We start from the raw sequence: 9204 nt of genomic DNA, 5'->3' as shown, positions 1-9204 counted from the left end.
AGCGCGGCCAGGTCCTGGCCAAGCCGGGTTCCATCACCCCGCACACCAAATTCGAAGCGGAAGTGTACGTACTGTCGAAGGACGAAGGCGGCCGTCACACCCCCTTCTTCAAGGGCTACCGTCCGCAGTTCTACTTCCGTACCACCGACGTAACCGGCGCCTGTGAGCTGCCGGAAGGTACCGAGATGGTGATGCCGGGCGACAACGTCCAGATGAAAGTCACCCTGATCGCCCCCATCGCCATGGAAGAGGGCCTGCGCTTCGCGGTTCGCGAAGGCGGCCGTACCGTTGGTGCGGGCGTTGTGGCCAAGATCATCGAGTAAGCTGTACTCGGGACTCGGGACTCGGGACTCGGGACTCGGGACTCGGGACTCGGCGAGGGCCCGGCCGCCTGAACGCGGCTGGGCCTTTCTGTTTGCTGTCCCCTGTCTCCTGCCCTCTATTACGGCCAGTCCTTACTCAGATCGCAGCTCTGGCAGTCCTCGAACAGCTTGGCAAAGCGCGCGCCGTCCATTTCCACCAGTTCCTCGTGGTCGCCGGCCTCGAAATAGACGGTATCGCGGTGGCGCAGGCTGTTGTCCAGCAGGGTGGTGATGCCGTAGGCCTGGCCCAAGGGGGGTAGGGCGCCCAGTTCGCAGTCCGGAAAGGCGCGACTCAGCTCCCCTTCCTCCACCATCTCCAGGTGCCTGCGGCCGGTCTCATCATGCACCGCGCGCATGTCCAGGCTGCTGCTGGCGGGCAGTACCACCAGTACGTAGCCCTGGTCGTCCTTGAGCAGCACCGCCTTGGCTACCCGGTCTTCGCGGACGTGGGCTGCGCGGGCGCTCTCGGCGCTGCGCTGGCTGTGGGGATGCTGGACCAGTTGGAAGTCGACCGACTGGTCGCGCAGATACTGACTCACTCTTGCAGCTATGGTCACGGTCTTTTCTCCTCGTTTCGCAGTGGGTCTTTCAAGTGTAGTTTCACGCCGGGCCGGCGGTGCGAAACCAGGGAGGATTGGCAGTTGACAGGCTGCGGTGCTGCCCGTAGAATTCGCGCTCCTTTTCGCCCGCCCTCGGGGCTGCGCAAAGGGACGTTCTTTTAGTTTTGATTGGAGTTTGATTCCATGCAGGGTCAACGCATCCGAATTCGCCTGAAGGCGTTCGATCACAAGCTGATCGACACGTCTACCCAGGAGATCGTCGAGACGGCCAAGCGCACCGGTGCGCAGGTTCGCGGTCCCATTCCGCTGCCGACTCGCAAAGAGAAGTACACCGTACTGATTTCCCCGCATGTCAACAAAGACGCGCGCGACCAGTACGAGATCCGTACCCACAAGCGTTTGCTGGACATCGTCGAGCCCACCGAGAAAACCGTCGACGCGCTGATGAAGCTCGATCTGGCGGCCGGTGTTGAGGTTCAGATCAGTCTCGGCTAACACTTTAAATTAACTACCGAATCCCGGGCGAAAAAGGTTCGGGTAGTGTAACGCTCTGAAACTGGGCGGCCGCAGTGGGTTAAAGCCCCGTGCACTGAGAGGTTGAAACGATGACTATAGGTATTGTCGGCCGCAAAAGCGGCATGACTCGCATCTTCACTGAAGATGGCGCGTCCATCCCGGTTACCGTTATCGAGGTAGCCCCGAACCGCGTCACCCAGGTGAAATCCGTGGAAACTGACGGCTACACTGCAGTACAGGTTACTGTGGGCAACCGCAAGGCTTCCCGTGTCTCCAAGCCCGAAGCGGGCCACTTCGCCAAGGCCAACACCGAGGCCGGCACCCGTCTCTTCGAACTGCGTACTGACGGTTCCGACGAAACTTTCGAAATTGGTTCTGAGATCACTGTTTCCGGCTTTGAGGCTGGTCAGAAGATCGATATAACCGGCACTTCCAAGGGTAAAGGCTTCCAGGGCGGCGTTAAGCGCTGGAACTTCCGCACCCAGGACGCAACCCACGGCAACTCCCTCTCCCACCGCGCTCCCGGTTCCATCGGCCAGTGCCAGACTCCCGGTCGCGTGTGGAAAGGCAAGAAGATGGCCGGCCACATGGGCGCCGAGCGTGTAACCGTGCAGAACCTGGAAGTGGTTCGTGTCGACGCCGAACGCAACCTGCTGCTGGTTAGAGGTGCCGTTCCCGGCGCGCCCGGCGGTGACGTGATTGTTCGTCCGGCAGTTAAAGCCTAAGTCTGAGGGGAAATGGATATGGAACTGAATATCGCTACTCCCGAAGGCGCCAAAGGCACTGTAGCTGTCTCTGAAGTGACTTTCGGTCGTGAATTCAATCAAGACCTGGTGCACCAGGCGGTAGTGGCCTTCATGGCCGGCGCCCGCCAGGGTACCAAGGCGCAAAAGAATCGCGCTGACGTTTCCGGCGGCGGCAAGAAGCCCTGGCGTCAAAAAGGTACTGGTCGCGCCCGCGCCGGCACCATCCGCAGCCCGCTGTGGCGCAGCGGTGGCGTAACCTTCGCCGCTGAGCCGCGGGATCACAGCGTTAAGCTGAATAAGAAGATGTACCGCGCCGCTCTGCGCTGCATTCTCTCCGAGCTGGCCCGCCAGGAGCGCCTGGTGGTGGTGGAGTCCTTCGAGATGGAGGCGCCCAAGACCAAGCAGCTGGTGAGCAAGCTGGCTCAGTTCGACCTGGCGGATGCGCTGATAATCACTGAAGAAGTGAGTGAGAACCTCTACTTGGCTTCTCGCAACCTGCACAAGATCGACGTGCGCGACGTGCAGGGCATCGACCCGGTGAGCCTGATCCGCTTCGACAAGGTCGTGGTTACCGTGTCTGCGCTCAAGAAAATTGAAGAGGTGCTGGGATGAACAAGCAGGAGCGACTCTACAAAGTACTGCTCGGCCCGGTAATTTCCGAAAAAGCTGCTGCATTGGCGGACGCCGCCAACCAAGTGGTTTTCAAGGTTAGCACCGATGCCGATAAAGCCGAGATCAAGGCCGCGGTTGAAAAGCTGTTCAATGTTTCCGTCGAACAGGTTCGCACCGTGAACGTAAAAGGCAAAACCAAGCGTACGCGTTTCGGCATGGGCCGCCGCAATGACTGGAAAAAAGCCTACGTTCGTCTGGCCGAAGGCAGCGACATCAACTTTGAAGCTGCCGACGTAACGGCGTAAGTAAGGGGACAGTTGCAATGCCGATTGTAAAAAGTAAACCGACCTCTGCCGGCCGTCGCCACTTGGTCAAGGTTGTAAACCCTGACCTGTATAAGGGTGAGCCCTATGCTCCCCTGGTAGAGAAGAAAAGCAAGAGCGGCGGTCGTAACAACGCCGGTCGCATCACCACCCGCCATATCGGCGGTGGTCACAAGCAGCACTACCGTGTTATCGACTTCAAGCGCAACAAGGACGGCATCCCGGCCAAGGTTGAACGCCTGGAGTACGATCCGAACCGCAGTGCCAATATTGCCCTGGTCTGCTACGCAGACGGCGAGCGCCGTTACATCATCGCGCCGAAAGGCCTGAAAGCCGGTGCTACCGTGCAGTCCGGCGACGCGGCGCCGATCGTTGTGGGCAACACCCTGCCGCTGCGCAACATCCCGGTCGGTGCCGTGATTCACGGTGTCGAGCTGAAGCCGGGCAAGGGCGCCCAGTTGGCCCGCTCCGCGGGTGCCTCTGTGCAGTTGGTGGCGCGCGAAGGCCAGTACGCGACGGTTCGTTTGCGTTCCGGCGAGATGCGCAAGGTGTTGTCCGAGTGCCGCGCCACCCTGGGTGAAGTGAGCAACTCCGAGCACAGCCTGCGCAAGCTGGGTAAAGCCGGTGCCAAGCGCTGGCGCGGTGTTCGCCCGACCGTTCGCGGTGTGGCGATGAACCCGGTGGATCACCCGCACGGTGGTGGTGAAGGTCGTACCTCCGGTGGCCGTCACCCGGTAACCCCCTGGGGTGTGCCCACGAAGGGTAAGAAAACGCGTAAGAACAAGCGCACCGACAAGATGATAGTACGCCGTCGCGGCAAGTAAGCCGCGCGTCGTGCCTGAGCAGCTGAGAGGAATCTAAAGTGCCACGCTCATTGAAGAAAGGTCCCTTTATTGATCTTCATCTGATCAAAAAGGTGGAGGCGGCGATTGCAGCCAATGATCGTCGACCGATTAAAACCTGGTCCCGCCGTTCCATGATAATGCCGGAAATGGTGGGTCTGACGATTGCCGTGCACAACGGTCGTCAACACGTGCCCGTGCTGATCAACGAAGAGATGGTTGGTCACAAGCTGGGCGAGTTCGCCGCTACCCGCACCTACCGCGGTCACGCTGCGGACAAGAAAGCGAAGAAGCGCTAAGCCGAGGTTAAAACGATGGAAGTAGCAGCAAAATTACGCGGCGCTCGTCTATCGGCGCAAAAGGCGCGACTGGTAGCTGATCAGGTTCGCGGCAAAGGTGTCGAGGAAGCCCTGGATGTTCTGGCATTCAGCCAGAAGAAAGGCGCGGCGATCGTCAAGAAAGTACTGGAGTCGGCCATCGCCAACGCCGAGCACAACGAAGGTGCCGACGTTGACGAGCTGAAGGTTTCCACGATTTTTGTGGATGAGGGTATGACCATGAAGCGCATCAAGCCGCGCGCCAAGGGTCGTGCCGATCGGATTCTTAAGCGTACTTGTCACATCACTGTGAAAGTGGCCGAGAAATAAGAGAGCAGGCGAGAAAACCATGGGACAAAAAGTACATCCTACCGGCATTCGTCTGGGTATCGTTAAAAAGCATACCTCTGTCTGGTATGCCGGCAGCGACGAGTACGCAGACAAGCTGTACACGGATCTGAAAGTTCGCGATTACATTCGCAAGAAGCTGGCCCACGCTTCCGTGAGCCGTATCGAGATCGAGCGTCCGGCCAACACCGCGCGTGTGACCATTCACACCGCCCGCCCGGGTATCGTGATCGGTAAAAAAGGTGAGGACGTAGAGCGCCTGCGCAGCGAAGTCAGTACGCAGATGGGCGTTCCGGTGCACATCGACATCGAAGAAGTGCGCAAGCCGGACCTGGACGCCGCTCTGGTCGCCCAGAACGTTGCCCAACAGCTGGAGCGCCGCGTCATGTTCCGTCGCGCCATGAAGCGCGCGGTGCAGAACGCCATGCGTCAGGGCGCCGAGGGCATCAAGATTCAGGTTGGTGGTCGTCTCGGCGGTGCTGAGATTGCCCGCTCTGAATGGTATCGCGAAGGCCGTGTGCCGCTGCACACCCTGCGCGCGAATATCGATTATGCCACCGCTGAAGCCAGCACTACCTACGGCATCATCGGTGTGAAGGTCTGGATCTTTAAAGGTGAAGTCATCGGCGACGAAATGCCCGATGAGCAGCCGAAGAAGACCCGCAAGAAAGCTGCTAAATAAGGGGTACGCAGATGCTGCAACCAAAGCGTACAAAATTCCGCAAGGTACAGAAAGGTCGCAATCGCGGTCTGGCCGATCGCGGTTCCAAGGTGAGCTTTGGCGAGTTCGGCCTTAAGGCTATCGGTCGCGGACGCATTACTGCGCGCCAGATCGAAGCGGCTCGTCGCGCCATGACCCGTCACGTTAAGCGTGGCGGCAAGATCTGGATTCGTGTGTTTCCGGACAAGCCCATTTCCAGTAAACCCCTCGAAGTTCGGATGGGTAAAGGTAAGGGTAACGTAGAATACTGGGTAGCCCAGATCCAGCCGGGCAAAGTCCTCTATGAGATGGAGGGTGTTTCCGAGGATCTCGCTCGCGAAGCTTTCGAGCTCGCCGCGTCCAAGCTGCCTGTGAAAACAACTTTCGTTAAGCGTTCGGTGATGTAATGAAGACTGCAGATCTACGCGAAAAGTCAGTTGAAGAGCTGAACCAGGAACTGCTGAATCAGCTCGAGGCTCAGTTCAAGCTTCGCATGCAAAAGTCCACCGGTCAGCTGACTCAGACTCATCTGCTGAAGCAGACTCGTCGCGACATTGCTCGCATAAAGACTGTGTTGACTGAACGGGCAGCACAAGAGACGGCAGGTAACTAATCATGGCAGAAGCAAAACTCAAGCGTACTGCGACTGGCAAAGTCGTGAGTGACAAGATGGACAAAACCATCACCGTTTTGATCGAGCGCCGTGTTAAGCACCCGATCTACGGCAAAATTGTGAGCAAGTCCACCAAGCTCAAGGCACACGACGAGAACAACGATTGCGGCATCGGTGATGTCGTAACCATCGAAGAGTCTCGTCCGCTGTCCAAGAGCAAATCCTGGGCGTTGCAGAAAATTGTAGAGCGTGCGGCGAAGGTCTAGGCCCTAGCGCATTGACTACCGAATTGAAGGCCGGATTTAAGGTTTTCGGAGAGAGACGATGATTCAAGCGGAATCCTACTTAGAAGTAGCTGACAACAGTGGGGCTCGCCGCGTCATGTGCATCAAGGTGCTGGGCGGCTCCCATCGTCGGTATGCTGGCGTGGGTGATATTGTCAAGGTGACCGTCAAGGAAGCCATCCCCCGCGGTAAAGTGAAGAAGGGTCAGGTAATGAATGCCGTTGTGGTCCGCACCAAAAAGGGTGTGCGCCGCGCGGATGGCTCCCTGATCAAATTTGACGATAACGCAGCGGTGCTGCTGAACCAGCAACATGCGCCGGTCGGCACCCGTATTTTCGGGCCGGTGACTCGCGAGCTGCGCGGTGAGAAGTTCATGAAGATCATCTCACTGGCACCTGAAGTTATCTAACGGCCTTCGAGCGGAGACAGAGTTATGCGCAAGATCAAGCGTGACGACGAAGTGATCGTTATTGCCGGTCGCGACAAGGGCAAGCGCGGCACAGTACGCAAAGTGCTGAACGACGGCCGATTGATTGTTGCCGGTGTGCAGATGATCAAGAAACACCAGAAGCCGAACCCCCAGTTGGGCGTTGCCGGTGGGATCGTTGAGAAAGAGGCCGCAATTCAGGCTTCCAACGTTGCCATCTACAATCGGAATACCCAGAAGGCTGACCGGGTAGGCTTCAAAGTATTGGAAGACGGCACTAAGATTCGCGTCTTTAAATCCAGCGGCGAAGCCGTTGACGCTTAAGTAGATCAGGTAGATATCATGGCAAGGCTTAAAGAGCTCTACAGCAAAGAACTCGCGCCCAAGCTGAAAGAAGAGCTGGGGCTCGACAATGTGATGTCCGTGCCGCGCATCACCAAGATCACCGTCAACATGGGTGTCGGCGAAGCTGTTGGTGACAAGAAGGTACTGGAACATGCTGTCAGTGACATGACGGCAATCACTGGTCAAAAACCCATCGTGACCAATGCGCGCAAGTCTATTGCGGGTTTCAAGATTCGCGACGGCTGGCCGATCGGCTGCAAGGTGACTCTGCGCGGTGAGCGCATGTACGAGTTCCTGGAGCGTCTGGTCGATATCGCGATCCCGCGTATCCGCGACTTCCGCGGTATCAGCCCGAAGCAGTTTGACGGTCGCGGCAACTTTTCAATGGGTGTGACCGAGCAAATTATCTTCCCGGAAGTCGACTACGACAAAGTAGACAAGCTCCGCGGTCTGGATATTTGCATTACCACTACAGCAGCTAACGACGATCAGGGTCGCGCGCTGCTGAAAGCGTTTAACTTCCCTTTCAAGGGTTAAGAGGAATCCATGGCGAAGAAATCCATGATTGCGCGCGAAGTAAAGCGCGCTCGAACCGCAGCTAAGTACGCGCAGAAGCGCGCAGAGCTGAAGGCGATCATCGCCAGTGCCACTGCTTCTGAAGAAGAGCAGTGGGAGGCTCAACTCAAGCTGCAGAAACTGCCGCGCGATGCAAGCCCGGTACGTCAGCAACGCCGCTGTCGTATCACTGGTCGCCCCCACGCTGTCTACCGCAAGTTCGGCCTGTGCCGTAACAAGCTGCGCGAGGCGGCAATGCGTGGTGATGTTCCCGGCCTGGTCAAGTCAAGTTGGTAAAAGGTCCGGCCGGTAAAGGCAGACTTGAGGAGTCTATTAAATGAGTATGCAAGATCCGTTGGCAGATATGCTGACCCGCATCCGCAACGCTCTGGCGCGCGGAAAGGCAACGGTCACCCTGCCTTCATCCAAACTGAAGATTGCTGTAGCCAAAGTACTGAAAGACGAAGGCTACATCACTGATTACGCGGTAAGCGAAGACGCCAAGCCGGAGCTGACTATTGACCTGAAATACTTCCAGGGCAAGCCGGTCATCGCCGAGCTGGACCGGGTTTCACGCCCGGGGCTGCGCGCTTACACTGGCAAGAAAGCGCTGCCGACGGTACGCGGTGGTCTGGGTATCGCGATCGTTTCCACCTCCCGGGGGGTGATGACGGATCGCGCTGCGCGTCAGGCCGGTGTCGGTGGCGAAGTGCTCTGCACGGTATTCTAAGCGGGGGTTGGTATGTCTCGAGTAGCAAATGATCCGGTAAAAATCCCCGCGGGCGTAACCGTGAACCTGTCAGGCCAGGATATCGCCGTCAAAGGCGGCAATGGCAACCTGGACATGGTAATTCACGGTGATGTGGAAGTGAGCGAGGCCGAAGGCCTGCTGACTTTTACTGCGCGCAGCGGTTCCAAACAGGCCAGGGCGCTGGCGGGTACTACGCGCGCACTGGTCAACAATATGGTGGTTGGTGTCAGCCAGGGTTTCGAGAGAAAACTGCAGTTGAACGGCGTTGGTTACCGCGCAAAGGCGTCCGGCAAGACCGTCAACTTGACCCTGGGCTTCTCCCACCCTATCGATTATCAGCTTCCGGAAGGTGTGACTGCGGAAACGCCGAGCCAGACTGAAATCGTATTGAAGAGCAGCGACAAGCAGCTGCTGGGCCAGGTGGCCGCTGAGATCCGCGCATTCCGTCCGCCGGAGCCTTACAAGGGTAAGGGTGTCCGCTACGCCGACGAGCGCGTGTATCGCAAAGAGGCCAAGAAGAAGTAGGGCAAATTAGGTAGGACGACATAGAAATGAACGTCAAGAAGCAATCTCGCTTGCGTCGTGCACGCCGTGCCCGCGCCAAGATCCGCGAGCTGGGTGCTGTTCGCCTGACCGTGAACCGCACACCGCGACATATTTACGCACAGATCCTGTCTGCCGCCGGTGACAAGGTACTGGCTTCGGCCTCTACCCTGGACAAAGACCTGCGCTCAGGGAAAACCGGGAACGTCGACGCCGCCGGGGCGGTGGGCACCCTGATCGCCGAGCGCGCCAAAGCGGCCGGCGTTGAGCAGGTGGCCTTTGACCGCAGCGGTTACAAGTACCACGGCCGCGTCAAGGCCCTGGCTGACGCTGCCCGCGAAGCCGGTCTGAAATTCTAAG

General features: G+C 58.3%; 19 protein-coding genes and 1 pseudogene. 19 read left to right on the top strand and 1 reads right to left on the bottom strand.

All coding sequences use genetic code 11. The features are described 5' to 3' along the window. A pseudogene (gene tuf / locus ACRC0P_RS08835) lies at positions 1-323 on the top strand (elongation factor Tu); the annotation flags it as partial. A 119-nt stretch (positions 324-442) separates the two neighbouring features. On the opposite strand, the gene ACRC0P_RS08830 reads toward tuf, so the two are convergent. Then, positions 443-919: an aminoacyl-tRNA deacylase gene (locus tag ACRC0P_RS08830; protein ID WP_438629979.1), complete on the bottom strand. Its 477-nt coding sequence runs from the start codon at positions 917-919 to the stop codon at positions 443-445. Between the two features lie 186 nt (positions 920-1105). Here ACRC0P_RS08830 and rpsJ point away from each other — a divergent pair, with 186 nt between their 5' ends. From rpsJ to rplR, 18 genes are all read left to right on the top strand, one after another. Further along, the gene (gene rpsJ / locus ACRC0P_RS08825; RefSeq protein ID WP_066967210.1) at positions 1106-1417 is read left to right on the top strand and encodes a 30S ribosomal protein S10; all 312 of its coding nucleotides are present in this window, start codon (positions 1106-1108) and stop codon (positions 1415-1417) included. Between the two features lie 110 nt (positions 1418-1527). Continuing rightward, the gene (rplC, locus tag ACRC0P_RS08820) at positions 1528-2163 is read left to right on the top strand and encodes a 50S ribosomal protein L3 (RefSeq protein WP_438629977.1); all 636 of its coding nucleotides are present in this window, start codon (positions 1528-1530) and stop codon (positions 2161-2163) included. Positions 2164-2181: 18 nt separating this feature from the next. Then, positions 2182-2796 (top strand): 50S ribosomal protein L4, encoded by a 615-nt coding sequence (gene rplD / locus ACRC0P_RS08815; RefSeq protein WP_438629975.1) that lies wholly within the window; start codon positions 2182-2184, stop codon positions 2794-2796. Further along, positions 2793-3101: a 50S ribosomal protein L23 gene (gene rplW, locus ACRC0P_RS08810; RefSeq protein WP_438629973.1), complete on the top strand. Its 309-nt coding sequence runs from the start codon at positions 2793-2795 to the stop codon at positions 3099-3101. The genes rplD and rplW overlap by 4 nt, the downstream gene beginning before the upstream one ends. A 17-nt stretch (positions 3102-3118) precedes the next feature. Next, positions 3119-3943, top strand: a complete 825-nt coding sequence (rplB, locus tag ACRC0P_RS08805; protein ID WP_438629971.1) for a 50S ribosomal protein L2 — start codon at positions 3119-3121, stop codon at positions 3941-3943. A gap of 38 nt (positions 3944-3981) precedes the next feature. Then, positions 3982-4260 carry a 30S ribosomal protein S19 gene (gene rpsS / locus ACRC0P_RS08800; RefSeq protein ID WP_438629969.1) on the top strand — a complete coding sequence of 93 codons (279 nt, stop codon included), beginning with the start codon at positions 3982-3984 and terminating at the stop codon, positions 4258-4260. 15 nt (positions 4261-4275) lie between these two features. Beyond that, a complete protein-coding gene (gene rplV / locus ACRC0P_RS08795) occupies positions 4276-4608 on the top strand; it encodes a 50S ribosomal protein L22 (protein WP_438629967.1) in 333 nt (110 codons plus the stop codon). Between the two features lie 19 nt (positions 4609-4627). Continuing rightward, positions 4628-5308 carry a 30S ribosomal protein S3 gene (rpsC, locus tag ACRC0P_RS08790; RefSeq protein WP_438629965.1) on the top strand — a complete coding sequence of 227 codons (681 nt, stop codon included), beginning with the start codon at positions 4628-4630 and terminating at the stop codon, positions 5306-5308. Between the two features lie 11 nt (positions 5309-5319). Further along, positions 5320-5733 carry a 50S ribosomal protein L16 gene (gene rplP, locus ACRC0P_RS08785; RefSeq protein WP_438629963.1) on the top strand — a complete coding sequence of 138 codons (414 nt, stop codon included), beginning with the start codon at positions 5320-5322 and terminating at the stop codon, positions 5731-5733. Then, on the top strand, positions 5733-5939 hold the full coding sequence (gene rpmC, locus ACRC0P_RS08780; protein ID WP_265722416.1) for a 50S ribosomal protein L29: 207 nt from the start codon (positions 5733-5735) through the stop codon (positions 5937-5939). The genes rplP and rpmC overlap by 1 nt, the downstream gene beginning before the upstream one ends. Positions 5940-5941: 2 nt before the next feature. Then, on the top strand, positions 5942-6205 hold the full coding sequence (gene rpsQ, locus ACRC0P_RS08775) for a 30S ribosomal protein S17 (protein WP_265722417.1): 264 nt from the start codon (positions 5942-5944) through the stop codon (positions 6203-6205). 58 nt (positions 6206-6263) lie between these two features. After that, positions 6264-6632 carry a 50S ribosomal protein L14 gene (gene rplN / locus ACRC0P_RS08770; protein WP_438629960.1) on the top strand — a complete coding sequence of 123 codons (369 nt, stop codon included), beginning with the start codon at positions 6264-6266 and terminating at the stop codon, positions 6630-6632. Between the two features lie 24 nt (positions 6633-6656). Next, a complete protein-coding gene (gene rplX / locus ACRC0P_RS08765; protein ID WP_438629958.1) occupies positions 6657-6974 on the top strand; it encodes a 50S ribosomal protein L24 in 318 nt (105 codons plus the stop codon). Positions 6975-6992: 18 nt separating this feature from the next. Then, entirely contained in the window at positions 6993-7532 is a 540-nt protein-coding gene (rplE, locus tag ACRC0P_RS08760; RefSeq protein ID WP_438629956.1) for a 50S ribosomal protein L5, read from the top strand. Between the two features lie 9 nt (positions 7533-7541). After that, positions 7542-7847, top strand: a complete 306-nt coding sequence (rpsN, locus tag ACRC0P_RS08755) for a 30S ribosomal protein S14 (protein ID WP_183462951.1) — start codon at positions 7542-7544, stop codon at positions 7845-7847. Between the two features lie 40 nt (positions 7848-7887). Beyond that, positions 7888-8280, top strand: coding sequence for a 30S ribosomal protein S8 (gene rpsH, locus ACRC0P_RS08750; protein ID WP_438629953.1), 393 nt, complete (start codon positions 7888-7890; stop codon positions 8278-8280). Between the two features lie 12 nt (positions 8281-8292). Further along, on the top strand, positions 8293-8826 hold the full coding sequence (gene rplF / locus ACRC0P_RS08745) for a 50S ribosomal protein L6 (RefSeq protein WP_438629951.1): 534 nt from the start codon (positions 8293-8295) through the stop codon (positions 8824-8826). A 26-nt stretch (positions 8827-8852) separates the two neighbouring features. Beyond that, positions 8853-9203 carry a 50S ribosomal protein L18 gene (gene rplR, locus ACRC0P_RS08740; RefSeq protein WP_183462945.1) on the top strand — a complete coding sequence of 117 codons (351 nt, stop codon included), beginning with the start codon at positions 8853-8855 and terminating at the stop codon, positions 9201-9203. Position 9204: the final 1 nt, after the last annotated feature.

It is taken from the genome of Microbulbifer sp. (assembly GCF_051659245.1).
GTDB lineage: Bacteria > Pseudomonadota > Gammaproteobacteria > Pseudomonadales > Cellvibrionaceae > Microbulbifer.
The sequence above is the reverse complement of the archived record's forward strand: the minus strand, read 5'-3'. Positions and strand labels throughout refer to the sequence as shown.